The 15,995-nt window shown below is 60.9% G+C and carries 12 protein-coding genes and 2 tRNA genes; 6 read left to right on the top strand and 8 right to left on the bottom strand.

Annotated features, from left to right (window positions below; translation table 11 throughout):
- Positions 1–16: 16 nt before the first annotated feature.
- Complete coding sequence (locus SM764_RS06880) at positions 17–604, bottom strand: TetR/AcrR family transcriptional regulator (RefSeq protein ID WP_274836029.1); 588 nt, start codon at positions 602–604, stop codon at positions 17–19.
- A gap of 130 nt (positions 605–734) precedes the next feature.
- Between SM764_RS06880 and SM764_RS06875 the strand changes: the two genes are divergently transcribed.
- The 5 genes from SM764_RS06875 (at position 735) to SM764_RS06855 (ending at position 5,587) form a co-directional block, all read left to right on the top strand.
- Positions 735–1,001, top strand: a complete 267-nt coding sequence (locus SM764_RS06875; RefSeq protein WP_369001371.1) for a hypothetical protein — start codon at positions 735–737, stop codon at positions 999–1,001.
- Positions 1,002–1,136: 135 nt separating this feature from the next.
- Positions 1,137–2,423: a homoserine dehydrogenase gene (locus SM764_RS06870; protein WP_369001370.1), complete on the top strand. Its 1,287-nt coding sequence runs from the start codon at positions 1,137–1,139 to the stop codon at positions 2,421–2,423.
- 155 nt (positions 2,424–2,578) lie between these two features.
- Entirely contained in the window at positions 2,579–3,562 is a 984-nt protein-coding gene (gene glpX / locus SM764_RS06865) for a class II fructose-bisphosphatase (protein ID WP_274836032.1), read from the top strand.
- Between the two features lie 106 nt (positions 3,563–3,668).
- Positions 3,669–5,414, top strand: a complete 1,746-nt coding sequence (gene recJ / locus SM764_RS06860; protein ID WP_369001369.1) for a single-stranded-DNA-specific exonuclease RecJ — start codon at positions 3,669–3,671, stop codon at positions 5,412–5,414.
- A 98-nt stretch (positions 5,415–5,512) separates the two neighbouring features.
- Positions 5,513–5,587, top strand: a tRNA-Glu gene (locus SM764_RS06855).
- 252 nt (positions 5,588–5,839) lie between these two features.
- On the opposite strand, the gene SM764_RS06850 is transcribed toward SM764_RS06855, so the two are convergent.
- Positions 5,840–8,776, bottom strand: a complete 2,937-nt coding sequence (locus SM764_RS06850) for a calcium-binding protein (RefSeq protein WP_369001368.1) — start codon at positions 8,774–8,776, stop codon at positions 5,840–5,842.
- 838 nt (positions 8,777–9,614) lie between these two features.
- Between SM764_RS06850 and SM764_RS06845 the strand changes: the two genes are divergently transcribed.
- Positions 9,615–9,689, top strand: a tRNA-Glu gene (locus tag SM764_RS06845).
- Positions 9,690–9,936: 247 nt separating this feature from the next.
- Here the strand turns inward: SM764_RS06845 and SM764_RS06840 are convergent.
- The 6 genes from SM764_RS06840 to SM764_RS06815 form a co-directional block, all read right to left on the bottom strand.
- Positions 9,937–11,436, bottom strand: a complete 1,500-nt coding sequence (locus SM764_RS06840) for a tripartite tricarboxylate transporter permease (RefSeq protein ID WP_368946935.1) — start codon at positions 11,434–11,436, stop codon at positions 9,937–9,939.
- A gap of 12 nt (positions 11,437–11,448) precedes the next feature.
- Positions 11,449–11,874, bottom strand: a complete 426-nt coding sequence (locus tag SM764_RS06835) for a tripartite tricarboxylate transporter TctB family protein (protein WP_274828234.1) — start codon at positions 11,872–11,874, stop codon at positions 11,449–11,451.
- A 61-nt stretch (positions 11,875–11,935) separates the two neighbouring features.
- Positions 11,936–12,883, bottom strand: coding sequence for a Bug family tripartite tricarboxylate transporter substrate binding protein (locus tag SM764_RS06830; protein ID WP_274828233.1), 948 nt, complete (start codon positions 12,881–12,883; stop codon positions 11,936–11,938).
- Positions 12,884–13,046: 163 nt separating this feature from the next.
- Positions 13,047–14,648: an acyl-CoA dehydrogenase family protein gene (locus SM764_RS06825; protein WP_369001367.1), complete on the bottom strand. Its 1,602-nt coding sequence runs from the start codon at positions 14,646–14,648 to the stop codon at positions 13,047–13,049.
- Positions 14,649–14,651: 3 nt separating this feature from the next.
- Positions 14,652–15,116 (bottom strand): DUF3237 domain-containing protein, encoded by a 465-nt coding sequence (locus SM764_RS06820; RefSeq protein ID WP_369001366.1) that lies wholly within the window; start codon positions 15,114–15,116, stop codon positions 14,652–14,654.
- Position 15,117: 1 nt separating this feature from the next.
- Positions 15,118–15,990, bottom strand: a complete 873-nt coding sequence (locus tag SM764_RS06815; protein WP_065270936.1) for an amidohydrolase family protein — start codon at positions 15,988–15,990, stop codon at positions 15,118–15,120.
- Positions 15,991–15,995: the final 5 nt, after the last annotated feature.

The raw sequence follows: 15,995 nt of genomic DNA, 5'->3' as shown, positions 1-15,995 counted from the left end.
AGGCCAAACCGGCGGATCAGGCCGCGACGGCCTTGCGCACCATGTCCCAGTAGATCGTCTCGACCTCCTGCAACGACAGGCGGCCGCCGGTGCGATACCAGGTCATGACACCATTCAGCATCGCGATTACCGCCAGCGTTGCGATCTTGGTGTCAGGGATCCGGAACACCCCCTCCTCCACGCCTTGCTTCAGCACCGCCTCTAGCGCGTCCTCATAGTTGCGACGCATGGTTTCGATGACGGCGAAGTTCTCATCTGACAGGTTGCGTAGCTCCATGTAGGCGATGAAGACCGCATCTGGCCGCTCCATATGGAAGCGAATGTGAAACCGCACGAAACGTTCCAACTCCCCCAGCGCGTCCTCCACCGCTGGATCCGCCTGCCAAGCCTCCATCAACTCACTCATGTGGCGCTGCATCAGGCTGAACAGCAGGCTTTGCTTGTCCGGCGTATAGTTATATAGCGCCCCGGCCTGCACCCCGACCTCTGCCGCGATCTGGCGCATCGACACGGCGGCGTAGCCATGCTGCGCAAACAGCCGCAGCGCCGCCGACTGAATGCGCGGGCCGGTGATATCGGAGTGTGAGCCTTGAGTACGTGCCATGCGTTTAAAGCTAACTGAACATTTGTTCAGATAAAAGCCCCGCTTGTGCCCTTGTCTGCAATTGTGCATCAAGGAGCCACGCGTAAGCGAGAAGGACCCGCCTGATGCTTCAACTCTCCGTGAACCGATGATGCCTCTGCGCCTTACCCATATCTCCCTTCTTGGCCTGCTGTCTGCAGTCATCGCGGTTGCGGCCTGTACCCGGGTGCCGGAAATCGAGGACAGACTGTCGCCGGATATGCGCTCGGCCAGTTATCCGCCGCTCCTGCCCGTAGACCAGTTGGTTACCCCTCTGCCGGTCCCCGAAGAGCAAAGCAGCGATCTGGAGCAGGAGATGGCGGCCCGCACCGCGCGCCTGCAGGCCCGGGCAGAAAAGCTCAGGAAAGCCCAGAACTGAGCCATTTGCGCCTCTGACGCCACCCTTTCCATTTTCTGAGACCGCTTTACGGCGCCACTCGGTCCGGCGCCGTTGCACCGCTGCGCCGAACCCGCTAAGGCGGGGCAAAGATTATGTGACAAAGGATCTCCAGCTATGACAGAGCCGCTTCGCCTTGGGATTGCAGGTTTGGGCACGGTCGGCGTCGGCGTGGTAAGAATCATCCGCCGCCAGGCCGAACTGCTGGAGGCGCGCACAGGCCGCCCTGTTGTGATCACCGCTGTATCAGCCCGTGACGCGACCAAGGATCGCGGCGTTTCGCTGTCCTCCTATGCCTGGGAAACCGATCCCGTGGCGCTGGCAAAACGCGACGATATCGACGTTTTTGTCGAACTGATGGGCGGACACGAAGGCGCTGCCAAAGAGGCGACCGAGGCGGCGCTGGCCGCTGGCAAGGACGTTGTCACCGCAAACAAGGCGCTGCTGGCGATCCACGGTCAGGCTCTGGCCGAACAGGCCGAGGCCGAAGGCCGCGTGATCCGTTTCGAAGCCGCCGTCGCAGGCGGTATCCCGGTTATCAAGTCCCTTACCGAGGGCCTTGCCGGCAACGAAATCACCCGCGTCATGGGCGTGATGAACGGCACCTGCAACTACATCCTGACTCGGATGGAGCATTCCGGCTTGCCCTATGAAACGGTCTTCAAAGAGGCCGACGATCTGGGCTATCTCGAAGCTGACCCGACGCTGGACGTGGGCGGCATCGACGCCGGGCATAAACTGGCGCTGCTTGCCGCGATTGCCTTTGGCACCAAACCGGCCTTTGACGATGTGCAACTGGAAGGCATCCAGCGGATCGCCATCGAAGACATCCGCCACGCCGCCGACATGGGCTTTAGGATCAAGCTTCTGGGCGTCGCGCAGACCTCAGCCCGCGGGCTGGAACAGCGCATGGCCCCCTGCCTGGTGCCCGCGAATTCGCCGCTGGGGCAGCTGGAAGGTGGCACCAACATGGTGGTGATCGAAGGCGATGCCGTCGATCAGATCGTACTGCGCGGCCCCGGTGCCGGCGAGGGTCCGACCGCCAGCGCCGTGCTCGGCGATATCTGCGATATCGCGCGGGGTCTGCGCATTGCTACCTTTGGTCAGCCCGCCGCCACCCTGCAGGAGGCGCCCTCGGCCATGTCCGGCCTGCCCGCGCCCTATTATCTGCGCATGGCGCTTCAGGACAAACCCGGTGCCCTGGCCAAGGTTGCCGCGGCGCTTGGCGATGCGGGCGTATCTATCGACCGGATGCGCCAGTACGGCCATTCCGAAACCATCGCGCCGGTTCTGATCGTGACCCACAAATGCACCAGCGCCATGCTGGACGATGCCCTTGCCGGTCTGGCAGCCACCGGCGTCGTCGATGGCGCGCCTGTGGCCCTGCGTATCGAAGAACTCTGAGGCGACGCCCTGCCCTCATCCAGAAGGCAGAACCATAAAATACCGCGCGGAATGGCCACGGAACTGGTCCAATCCGCGCGATCATCCCTTGCCCGCAGCGCCCTGCGCGGGGTATCGACAAGCAACCCATACGGATTGACACAGGATTATTGAGTATGACCTCGACCAGCTCTGACGCCCCCTTTCACGACCGCATGCTGTCTCTGGGCCTGGCCCGGGTCGCCGAACAGGCCGCACTGGCCTCTGCCTCGCTGATCGGGCGCGGCGACGAAAAAGCTGCCGACCAGGCCGCCGTGAACGCCATGCGTGAACAGCTGAACCTCCTGGACATCGCAGGCGTCGTCGTCATCGGCGAAGGGGAACGGGACGAGGCTCCGATGCTGTTCATCGGCGAAGAGGTCGGCACCGGCAATGGTCCTGGCGTGGACATCGCGTTGGACCCGCTTGAAGGCACCACCCTGACCGCCAAGGACATGCCCAACGCACTGACCGTGATCGCCATGGGTCCGCGCGGCTCGATGCTGCACGCGCCCGACACCTATATGGACAAGCTGGCCATCGGCCCGGGCTACCCCGAAGGCGTCGTTTCGCTGGATATGTCCCCGCGTGAACGGGTCGAGGCGCTGGCTAAGGCCAAGGGATGCGCGCCGTCGGACATCACCGTTTGCATTCTGGAACGCCCCCGCCACGAAGCGATGATCGCCGAAGTGCGTGAAACCGGCGCCTCGATCCGCCTGATTACCGATGGTGACGTGGCCGGCGTCATGCATTGCGCCGAATCCGAAGTGACCGGCATCGACATGTACATGGGCCAAGGCGGCGCCCCCGAGGGTGTTCTGGCCGCTGCGGCGCTGAAATGCATGGGTGGTCAGATCTTTGGCCGTCTGCTGTTCCGCAACGATGACGAAAAGGGCCGCGCCGCCAAAGCTGGCATCACCGACCTGGACCGCATCTATACTCGTGACGAGATGGTCACCCAGGACGTGATCTTTGCCGCCACAGGCGTTACCGGCGGCTCGCTGCTGCCGCGCATCAAGCGCGAGCCGGGCTGGCTGGAAACCACCACCCTGCTGATGCGGTCGAAAACCGGTTCGGTCCGCCGCATGTCCTACCGCACCCCGGTTGAGGCACAGGGCTGATCCAGCCAACTGTCAGGCCCGAGCGCAGCGGCGCGACGGCTCGGTCGGATTAAACTTTCAAAGGGCCGGGTCCGCAGGGCCCGGCCTTCCTGCATGGGAGAGATGCGTGAGCTTTCTAGGGGTTGAACAGTCACTCACCGGACGGCGCTGGCTGGGGCCGGGCATAGATCTGGAACGCGCAGCCGAGGCCATGGCTCAGCAAACAGGCCTGCCCGCCGCCGTCTGTCAGGTCCTCGCCCGGCGCGGCGTTCCCGCCCATGAGGCAACCGGTTTTCTGACCCCCGCGTTGAAGGATCTACTGCCCGATCCCCGGCGCATGAAGGACATGGAAACAGCCGCCGCCCGGTTCCTGGAGGCGGTCGAGCAACGCCAGCGCATCGCCATCTTTGCCGATTACGATGTCGACGGTGGCAGCTCTGCGGCGCTTCTCTTGGTCTGGCTGCGGGCCATGGGGCAGGATGCAACACTCTATATCCCTGACCGTATCGACGAGGGTTACGGCCCCAACGACGCCGCCATGTCCGCCTTGGCGCGCGATCACGATCTGATCGTCTGCGTCGATTGTGGCACGCTGTCCCATGGACCGATCGCAGCGGCCAAGGGCGCCGATGTGATCGTGCTGGACCACCACCTAGGAGGCGAAACCCTGCCCGACTGCGTGGCGGTGGTGAACCCGAACCGGCAGGATGAAGACGGGGATCTGGGCTATTTCTGCGCTGCAGGCGTGGTGTTTCTGATGCTGGTCGAGGTGCGACGGCAGGCCCGGGAAAAGGGTCTTGGCACCGGACCGGACCTGATGGCCCTTCTGGATCTTGTCGCCCTTGCCACGGTGGCGGATGTGGCGCCGCTGATCGGCGCCAACCGGGCGCTGGTGCGTCAGGGGCTCAAGGTCATGGCCGCGCGCAAACGCGTGGGCCTGGTGGCGCTGGCTGATGTCAGCCGCATGGATTCGGCGCCCTCCACCTATCACCTCGGCTTTTTGCTGGGACCGCGGGTCAATGCCGGCGGGCGCATCGGCAAGGCGGATCTGGGCGCGCGTCTTCTGGCCAGCGACAACCCGCATGAGGCCGCCGCGCTGGCCGAACGCCTTGACCAGCTCAATACCGAACGCCGCGACATCGAAAACGCCGTGCGCGCTGCCGCACTTGAGCAGGCGGAGGCGCGCGGGCTGGACGCACCGCTGGTCTGGGCCGCGGGCGAAGGCTGGCACCCGGGCGTTGTCGGCATCGTCGCCTCGCGCCTGAAAGAAGCCGCAGGCCGTCCGGCGGTGGTCATCGGTCTGGACGGAGACGAGGGCAAGGGATCAGGTCGCTCGGTCAGCGGCATCGATCTGGGCGCAGCGATCCAGCGGCTGGCCAGCGAAGGCCAATTGATCAAGGGCGGCGGGCACAAGATGGCCGCCGGTCTGACCGTCGCGCGGGATAAACTCGAAGAGGCGATGGCGCGGCTGGGCGATCTGTTGGCTAAACAAGGCGCCGGGGACCTTGGCCCTGCGGATGTGAAGCTCGACGGGATGCTGATGCCCGGCGCCGCCTCGATCAACCTGATCGAGCAGATCGAACAGGCCGGCCCCTTCGGCGCCGGGGCCCCTGCCCCGCGCTATGCCTTTCCCGATCTTGAGGTCCGCTTTGCCAAACGGGTCGGAGAATCGCATCTGAAACTGTCGCTGAGCGACGGGCTGAGCAGCGGCATTGACGCCATCTGTTTCGGCGCCTTCGACACCGACCTTGGCCCCCGGCTGCTGGATCATGGCGGCGCCCGGTTCCACTTTGCCGGACGGCTGGAGATCAACACCTGGGGCGGTCGTCAAAGCCCGCAATTGCGCCTGGAGGACGCCGCGCCAGCGTCCTGAAGGGCGCTTTTTCCGACAGGGAAATATTTTCGCTGAAACCCCGTTTTTTCGCTTGCGGCAACTGACGGGAATATCTAAACACCGCTCACACACAGAGTGGCCCGTTCGTCTATCGGTTAGGACGCCAGGTTTTCAACCTGGAAAGAGGGGTTCGATTCCCCTACGGGCTGCCACTTTTCCCTTCCTGAATAGCGAAAATTTACCGCCTGGTTTGTCGTGGTATTCACTGATTTGCGCCCAACTGCGTTCAGATCCGCATGTGCGTAGTAATGCCTTTCACAAAGCCAAGGCAGGGCCCCATCAGCCCCTGACGATCTCTGCGCCGTGAGGATGTCGGCCCCGGTGGCCAATTCAGGCACTCCGAAAAGAGAAACGGCCGCAAACCCAAAGGTCCACGGCCGCTTCCAGTCACTATCTGTTCAGGCTCACGCCAGGATCAGCACATCGTCAAAGACCAGGGTCTCGATGCTGGTCAGCGTATCGACATGGCCAGTGGCGTTATCGGTAACTTCCCAAGAGCCAGAGCCGTTGTCCACAACGGTAAAGTCAGCTTCGACCCCATCGAACTCAGCCCGGTCATCGCCCAAACCACCGTCAAGCACATCGCTACCCCGGTTGAACAGGAAGGTGTCATCACCGGCCTCACCGTAGATGGTATCGGCACCCAGACCACCGTGCAGAACATCGTCTCCGCCGCCGCCTTTCAGCAAATCGTCCCCCGCGCCACCGCCAAGACGATCGTTCGCCCGGCCACCGTCGAGGGTGTCGCTTCCAGCACCGCCCCGCAGAGTATCCTCACCCAGACGACCTAACAGATCATCAGCACCATCGTTGCCGATCAGCACATCCGAACCCAGTCGACCAATCAGATTGTTATCCTCCGCGTCCCCGATCAGCCGGTCATCGAACAGCGAGCCGGTCAAGGCTTCGACGTTCATCAGAACATCACCTTCCGCTTCACCACCGATACCGGTTCCCGCCTCGAGATCCACAGTTACAGCTTCGGCAGAGTCCACATAGTAAGCGCGGTCAGTGCCGTTACCGCCGTCCAGCGTATCTGCGCCGTCACCGCCGATCAGCAGGTCCCAGCCGCCGCCGCCTTCAAGCAGGTCGTCTCCGCTGCGGCCGTTCAGAGTATTGCCCTCGTCATCTGAACCGATCAGCGTATCTGCAGCATTGGACCCGATAACGTTTTCGATTCCGGTCAGGGTGTCACCATCCGCCTTACCGCCCACACCAGTTCCGTTCTCAAGATTGACGGTCACACCTCTGATTGAAGTCGCATAGGTTGCCGTATCCGTGCCAGTGCCGCCGATCAGAACATCCGCACCAGTGCCACTGTCAAACAGATCGTCACCTGCACCGCCGTCAAGCGAATCCGCGCCACGGTTGCCGATGAGTTCATCATCACCACCAAGACCCAAGATTGTGTCGTCACCAGCCAAACCGACCAGAACGTTATCGAAATCATCGCCAACAATGTAATCATCATCGTTCGTTCCGGTCACGGCTGTATCGCTGCTGCGGTTGATCAGCAGGAAATCTTCCAATTCCAGCTCGGAGGTGACGCCGCTCAGCGTTGCGATCTCGTAATCGCCGAGGCTGACGTGCAAACCGTCACCTTCGACGCTTTGCGATACCACATCCTTGAAGTTGACGTCGGTAACGCTGAAATCGATCAGTCCCAGAACATCCTCTCCCTGCTGGAAGTCGGTGACAGTGCTGCTGACGATCTTCGAATAGTCGTTGGTGACACCATAGGAAAGAACGAACAGGTCGTCGCCGTCATCGCCGGTCATGGTGTTGCCGCCCTGGCCGACCAGAGTGTCGTCCCCGGCGGAACCGGAAACACCTACACCCTTGCCGTTGATGGTGACTTCTTCATAGCTCATGACCAGCTGGGTGTCATAAAGCGTCGCAGGCTTGATATCGCCTTTGACGTAGAAGGCCACGTCGAAATTGTTGGTCATGTTGAGACCGTTGATCGACACCGAACCTGCGTTGTTCTGCCAGCCCGCACTGATCGCCAGCGGCGATACGGGGAATTCCCAGTCCAGGAGGTTGATCACGGTCTGGGTGTCTTCGCCGACTTCGTATTTCACCTGATCGTTGGTGGTCGGCGGCTCCAGGCTCGGGTCGGTCGGAATGACGACGCTGGGCAGATCCTGACCGTATTTATCCGGCTGCAGGCGCCAGCGCGGCCCGACGATGTACTCGGTGCCATCTTCATTCAGCACCGCCTCAAAAGGCTCGCGATCCATGGTGGTGTACCAGGCGTTGGTATAGCCCTCTTCCAGATCTTCCGACATGGCGCCGATCTGATCCAGGGTCGAGCCTTGCGCCGCCGCAGCCAGCGCCGGATCTTTCAGAACGGTGCCTGCCGGATACAGGGTGCCATCACCGCCATAGTAGTCATCGGTGGTAACCCATTTGCCATCCTCAAGGATTTCATAGGTGGGCAGCTGACCAATGGCGGATTCGTTCTCGAAATCCTCGGGGCGGATCTGGTCGTTCGGGTTGTTGGTGATCGTGTGACGGGTGACCAGCTCGGCCTGGGTGATCTGGAACAGCGGGATCAGATCATCATTGTCGGCATCCGGGGTCGACCATTCGTCCGGCAAAGGCAACTCGGCCTCGATGCGCACATCGTTCGGCTTCTTGATGGTATTGCCCCAACGATAAAGCAGCTTGCCGTCATCCTTCAGCGTCACCGAATAGTCGTTACCGACCGCGATGTTTTCCTGAATGGTGGCTTCATTGGGCTCCAGCACATCCTTCAGATCCAGAACACCGTCGCCGTTTACATCGCCGACCTGAGGCAGCACGTCCGCCACATATTGACCGTCGTATTCGCCGCCAACAATCCACAGATTATCGTCCAGCTGGTATTCTGCATCCGGATCACCGGGGAAACGCTGATCCGACAGCACCTGCTGCATCACCACATAGTGTTCGGTCGAGGCTTTGACCGTGTTGCCACCAAGGCCAGCCAGCCAGGTGCCGTGAACTGCCGGGGTCTGAAAAACATCGGTGGGGGCGTTCGAAACCACCAGCCCCAGATGCTCTCCGCCCTCACCGGACAGATCGCCAACGAAGCCTTCTTCGTATTCCGGATCGTCGAAAAAGTCTTTTTCAATCGCTTGGTCAAAATCAATGACGTTATAGCCAAATTCGCTGTTTACCGGATACAGCGCGACGCCCTCTTTGGTGATCACCGGTTCGGCGGAAAAATCCACAACGGCAGGATCACCGTCTTGGACGTCGCCCTGTGTCAGCCCACCGAAGGTACCAGTCACATCATTTGTGCTGAAGGTGTGTGTCACTGTATACGTGGGTGTCTGGTTGAGCACTTGATCTGCCATGATGGGTCCCCCGGCAATACGCTTCAAAGTTTCAAAATCTTCCGCCCGCAAAAGACCGGCTCGGCATCATGTGTTCGCGCGCCTTCACATGCGGATGTCTTGATGTTTACAAACCGCGGATCAAAAGTCTTTTGATCTTGATCAAAAGACGCAAAAAAGACTGAGGACGAGGCTCCCCGCCCCATATTAAGCCCGCTGCACGCCGCCTGACGCGTACCGCAAAAGATGAATGCAAATAATTGAATTTATTTTACAAAAACGTACATAAAGTATGAAATCTCATAGTGAGCCGCCGTTCGGTTTCAAGACCGGTGGCGACAGGCGATTTTTTGCCGACAGCCCATGTTTTTTGCGAGAAAAAGGACCACACCCGGACGTAACCCCGCCCGGAAATTGCGTTTTTCGCAGAAGGTTCAGCGCAGCAGAATGTTGATTTTCCGAAAACTTGATTCTCCTGACTGCGGCCTGCCCTACCCTTCCCGCCTCTCTTCACAAGCCCAGAGGCCGCGCGCGATGCGCCGAAAACGCTCAGCGCCTAGCCCGCACCGCTTTCAATCGATATTTAGGCCAGTTTTCACAGCCGGAACCAAGACAACCATAAAGCGTTGCGGAAAATCAGGGAGTGATACGCAAAGAAGAGGCTGGCCCACGACATATCAATGTGGAGAAAACCTTTGACCGAATTACAGCGCAGGCCTTCTGACGCCGCTTTTGGGGGGACGCGAACTGCCCATGAAACCACCCGGAACACCCGCCTCAAATATTTCTTCCCAAATGAGCAAAAATCACTCTTGCGCCCACTCACCTGACTGAGTACATAGCGCCTCACGCACAGAGTGGCCCGTTCGTCTATCGGTTAGGACGCCAGGTTTTCAACCTGGAAAGAGGGGTTCGATTCCCCTACGGGCTGCCACTTTCTCCCATACTGCTATCATAGCCTGGCATGCGGTTTGCGGTCCTGTTGCGCGGTTCGAGCCAGTAAAATCCAGCCGCAGCGCCGCCCGGGTCCAGCCCTTTAATCCCTACCCTATCGGCTGTTCTGATCAAGCTTCATCCGTTCAAACCGCCGTAGGCCTCCCTCTCGAAGAGCAAAAGGGAACCGCCCTCTTGGGCAATTCCCTCTGTTCATGCTGCTCTGACCTTCGGCCGAGCTCAGATAGTCACAGCTCGGCCTCCCGGCTGCGGGCCAGGAACCACACGAAAGACACCACCGACAAAAGCAGCAAAGCGACGGCAACCGGGCTTTTCAGAACCTGGGTCAGATCCCCGTTCGTAAGCGCAAGCGATTGTGCGATGGATTTCTCGAATCTTGGTCCCAGAAAGAACGCGATGATGAAGATCACCAGCGGATAGCCGAAACTGGACATCAGGTACCCGATCACCGCGAAGATCAGCATGATCGCAACGCCGAACAATCCGTTGGTCGCCATCGACACCCCGACAAAACACAACAGAACCGCCGAGGAAAAGATGATGGACTCCGGCGCCGACACCACTTTGACCCAAAGCCGCAGTCCGACCTGCCCGATCCACAGGTTGATGAAATTCGCCATGATCATGGCCCCGAACAGCCCGTAGACAAGCCGCCCCTGATTTTCGAACAGCAAGGGGCCGGGCTGCATGCCGTGGATCATGAAGGCACTGATGATCAGTGCCGCGCTGACACTGCCCGGAATGCCCAGCGTCAACAGCGGGATCAGGTTAGAGCCGACAACCGCAGAATTGGCGGATTCGGCTGCGGCGATGCCATGCAGGTTGCCCTTGCCAAAGCTTTGCGGATCTTTTGAGCGGGCCTTGGTGAAGGCATAGGACATGAAGGCGGCAGCGGTCGAACCGATCCCCGGCAAGGCGCCGAAAATGGTTCCGATGGTGGCACCGCGCAGCATGGTATAGCGACAGGACCAGTATTCCGCCCAGGTCACCCGACGGTCGTCCGGGTTGCCGGTATCCTCCATGATGATGGCGGAACGGACGCTGCCATGGGCATCGGACATGCGGCGCAGGATTTCCGAAATGGCGAGCATGCCAATCGCAACTGATGGCAGGGGCAACCCGTCGAACAGGTCCCAATAGCCAAAGATGAGCCTAGGTGTGTAATGCTCCGGATCGGTCCCGACCGAAGCCACCAGCAATCCCAGCGCCGCTGCGATGATACCCTTGGTGAGGGAATTGCCGATCAGCCCGGCCAGAACGGAAAAGGCAAAGATCATCAGCGCGGCGATCTCAATCGGGCCCATGCGCAGGGCCAGAACCGCCAGCGGCGCCGACACGGTAATCAGTACGAGGTCGCTGAAGGTATCGCCCGTCACCGAGGAAAACAGCGCCATCTTGGTGGCCTTGAGGGGCTTACCCTTCTTGGCAAGCGGGTAGCCGTCCATCGCGGTTGCGGCGGCATCGGGGGTGCCGGGGGTATTCATCAGAACCGCAGGCACTGCCCCGCCAACCAGTCCGCCCTTGTTGACCCCGACCAGAAAGGAAATCGCCACCAGCGGATCCAGCGCAAAGGTAAAGGGAATAGCAATCGCCATGGCCATGATCGGGCCGATGCCGGGCACCGCGCCGACGAATTGCCCCAGGATCACGCCACAGATGACGAACAGCAAGTTGATCAGGGAAAAGGCATCGCCAAAGCCTGCCAGGATCGTCGAAAAATCCACCATGATTTTACTCCCTCAGGGCAAGGCGCGGCCAAGCGCGTAGGTCACCAGGAACCAGATCAGCGCAGGCATGACGATGACGCCCGCCGCCAGCCAGGCCGGGCGGCGTTCCCCGATCATCCACATGATCGCAAACGCCAGCGGCGGGGCGACATATTCAAAACCGAACACGGACATCGCATAGATCCCGCCTGCCAGAACCGCCACATAGGCGCCTGTAATCGCAAAGACATGCGGTCTTTGGGTGCGGTGACCGGTCGGTTTCAGCATCAGGAACGCGCCACTAACGGCGATCACAATGGAAATCAGATTGGGCATCGTATCCGGTGACAGATTTCCCCCTTCGACCCGCTCCACATAGGAGGGGATGACCAGGAAATAGAGCACAAGACCAAGCAGAAGAAAGAACGCGCCCGAAGCACGGTCGGCAGACAAACCCATGGAACCCTCCCAAGTTCTGAAACCGCCCTGCGCGCGAACACGCGCAGGGCGGTTTGCGGTTTTATTTCGCGAACAACACGGCTGCGTTTGCCAGACCGTCAGTCATCATCTTATGGGTACCCTCGGGTCCCATGTTGATCGGCGCGCCCTTGACCGCGTTCTGCACGATTTCAGCCATTTCGGGAGAGGCAACCGCTTCGTCGATCGCGGCCGCGATGGCCTCGACCGCGGCAGGATCGGTGCCTTTTGTGGTCGCCAGATAGAACACCGGATCGACATAGGCGTTGATGCCGGATTCCACGAAGGTCTTGACCTCCGGCGCATAGCTCAAGCGCGACTGGTTGGCGCCCGCGATCACCTTCATGTCGCCGGATTCAAGATAGGGAAACTGCTCGCCCGATCCAAAACCCGCCAGAACCTGACCGCCCAGGATCAGCTTCATCACCTCGGCACCACCATCGGCGGTCACCAGGTTGAAATCCGCCCCGGTGGTCTTGGTCGTTGCCTTCATCATCAGAACCTGCGGCGGCGCCATGGTAGCAACCGCCAGCTGTCCCTGCTCCTTGGAATAGGCGATCAGACCCTCCAGATCGTCAAAGGGCGCATCGGCGCTGGCCACCAGCGCAAGCTCTGCCTTGGCGACGGTGCCAAGGTAATCAAAGCTGTCGACATCAAACGGAAGCTGATCGCCGCGCTGAACCAGCTGGACCAGAACGGGGATGCTGACCCCCATGCCAACGACCTTGCCCTGCGGGGGGCGCTGCGACAGGCCGGTGAACATGGCAACGCCGCCGCCGCCAGGCTTGTTCTCGACCACGATGTCCCAGCCGGTGTTTTTCTCCATCACGCTGGCCAGCACGCGACCCATGGTGTCTGTCGATCCGCCGGCACCAAAACCGACCTGAATGGTCAGCGCTCCATCGGGTTTCCAGCCCTCTGCGGCCAGCGGCGCGGCAAGCGTCATCATCGCGGCGGCGCCCAGCGCCATAATCCGGGATTTAAGTGTCATGTGATTTCCTCCTCTTTGTTGTCTTTCCTCCGTCACCCACAAACAGGCGCGACGGGTCTCCTCCTGGAAAGTTACTTAACCAGAAAACTATTTACCTCTCCCCTTGATCAACAGTGAATTTCCTCGGCCAGACGGCGCAGATCTCCTCACCTGCGCCGGATGGTTATGCCCCGGCGGTTTGCGCAACTCCCAGCAACGCGAGCCGCGCCGGACGCATTGCGGCAATCACTTCCAGCTGGCGCGTGGCGATCCGCGTCAGCCGCTCCGGATCCGAATGGGCCGATGCGGCCCGCAGAACCCGGCTCCACACCGCCGTCAAAAGCGTATCGCGGGTCAGCAGATAGAATTCATGCGCAAAGGCGGTTCGGTCAGGGCTGCCCAGCAGCTGTTTTCGCGCAAGGTTCCAGCCTTCCAGCGCGGCAGCAACGGCCTCTGCCTCCTTGCCCTCTGCCGCCATGAAGGCCGCGAAGGCCTCCGCCGGGGGTGTACCCAGCAAACGTGTCGCCAGCATGCGCTCGTGAATGCCGTTAGCCCCTTCATAGATCGCGGTGATGCGGGCATCGCGATAGGTCTGCTCCAACCGGTATTCGCGCAGATACCCATAGCCGCCCAGCACCTGCACCCCCAGTTCGGCGCCGCGGATACCGGCTTCGGTGCCGCTGACCTTGGCCAAGGGGGTCAGGAATTCCACCAGATCGGGATTGTCGCCCTTCTCCATGGTGACAAAGGCCAGATGGGCAATCGCGCGAGCGCCCAGCGCCCCGGCGTCGATCTCATCCAGCATCCGGCGCACATCCGCGTGTCCATCCAGCGTCACCGGCTGTCCATCCGTGCCGCGCCCCTGCTGGCGCTCTGCCGCATAGGATGCCGCCACATCAAAAGCACGCGCCGCATGGGCCACGCCTTGCAGCGCAACATCAGAGCGGGCGTGGTTCATCATCGTGAACATCGCCATCAGCCCCTGCCCCTCGGCGCCGATCAGTTCGGCCTCGGCGCCATCAAAGGCCAACTGGCAGGTGGGGGAGGCATGCAGGCCCATCTTTTCCTCGATCCGGGTGACGGTGACAGCGTTGCGACTGCCATCGGCGCGGGTGCAGGGACACAGGAACAGCGAGAGCCCTTTGATGCCGTTGTCCGAGGTGCGCGCGAGAACCAGATGCAGGACCTTGTCGCTCATGTCCTGGTCGCCGCCGGAGATGAAGATTTTCTCACCTGTGATCTGCCAGCCATCCCCATCGGAGGTCGCACGGCAGCGCACGCGCGAGAGGTCCGATCCCGCTCCGGGTTCGGTCAGGCACATGGTCGCTAGCGTCTCACCCGAAGCCAGCGACGGCAGGTAGCGGACTTGCTGATCCGCCGTGCCGAACCGCGTCAGAGTGCGCGCAGCCCCCGGAACCAGCCCGGTGACCATCTGCATGGAATGATTGGCGCCTGAGAAAATCTCGGATGTGATCGCCAGCATCATCGCGCCCATGCCCTGGCCACCGAATTCCTCGGGGATGGTGAGGCCCGGCCAGCCCTGTCCGGCATAGGAGTTGTAGAGGTCCTTGAAGCCAGCCGGCATCGCAACGCGACCATCCGTCAACGTGCAGCCCTCAAGATCACCGGGTTCATCCAGCGGCGCGATCTCACCTTCGGCAAAGGACGCGAAATGTCCGGCAATCTCGGATGCAAATTCCGCATCCCAATCCGGCAGATCCGCTGTGCCCACCACATGGTTCAGCGTGAACAGAATGTCCTCAACAGGGGCGGCAAAAGGCTTCATTGGTTATTCCACTGCATAATAGTCGATTTCAACGGCAGAGGCCCGGCGGATACCGGAGCAGACAAAGAGCATGTGATTGACCCAAGCATAGCGGTCATCGCCGGTCTCCAGCCGCGCGGCGGTGCGCATGTAATAGCTGGTGGGGTCCACATCCTCGCCCTTGGCCAGCCGCGCAATCACATCAGGCGGGCCGTGACGGCTGCCGACGTTGACGATCTCGATCACCGCGCCGTCCTCGGTTTTCACCGCATAGCGCGTATCAAGATGGGCGGCACCATCGCTGTAGATGGTCTGCCAGTCGGCCCCGAGGTTCAGCACCTCGCCGGTCAGATCGGGGCCAAGCGCCTTGCCCCCGATGATCGGTATAATCCGTCGCACACCCGCGCGTCCCTGCCCCATTTCAATCGGGGCACCCAGTTCCACCCGCAGGCGGAAGGCATGGCGCAGCTTTGGTGCGGAGATCTCCATCTCAGTCGACCCCAAGCAGACGCATGGCGTTGCCCTTGATGATGTCTTCGCGCAGGTGGTCCTTAATCGCAATTTTCTCGAAATCAGACAGCCAGCGCTCCGGCGTGATCATCGGCCAGTCGGATCCGAACAGCACCTTCTTCTTCAGAATCGAATTGCAGTATTTCACCAAGATCTCGGGGAAATACTTGGGCGACCAGCCAGAGAGGTCGATATAAACGTTGGGCTTGTGCTGAGCGACCGACAGCGCCTCTTCCTGCCAGGGGAAGGAGGGGTGCGCGAGGATGATCTTCATGTCCGGGAAGTCCACCGCCACGTCATCCATATACATCGGGTTGGAATACTTCAGCCGCATGCCGTTGCCGCCGCGCATACCGCTGCCGACGCCGGTCTGACCGGTGTGGAACAGGGCGATACCGCCTTCTTCGGCAATCGCTTCATACAGGTCATAGGCCATACGGTCATTGGCATAAAAGCCCTGCATGGTCGGGTGAAACTTGAAGCCCTTGATTCCAAAATCCTTGATCAGGCGACGCGCCTCGCGGGCGCCCATCTTGCCCTTGTGCGGGTCGATGCTGGCGAAGGGGATCAGAACGTCGTCGTTCTCGGCCGCCAGCTCGGCAACCTCTTCGTTCTTGTAGCGGCGATAACCGGTTTCGCGTTCGGCATCGACCGGGAAGATCACCGCGGCGATGTTCTGCTCGCGGTAATGGGCGGCAGTCTGCGGCACGGTGGGCGGATGCTGCCAGGGCGCGCCGAAATAGCTGGCCATGGTGGCCTGCAATTCGTCATAGCCGTCATCGGCATGGCAGCCGCAGGGTTCCTCGGCGTGGGTGTGGAAATCGATCGCACGGACCTTGGAAAAATCTACCATCGTTG

This window comes from Pseudophaeobacter sp. 1A16562, assembly GCF_041008785.1.
Taxonomy (GTDB): domain Bacteria; phylum Pseudomonadota; class Alphaproteobacteria; order Rhodobacterales; family Rhodobacteraceae; genus Phycobacter; species Phycobacter gallaeciensis_A.
The sequence above is the reverse complement of the archived record's forward strand: the minus strand, read 5'-3'. Positions and strand labels throughout refer to the sequence as shown.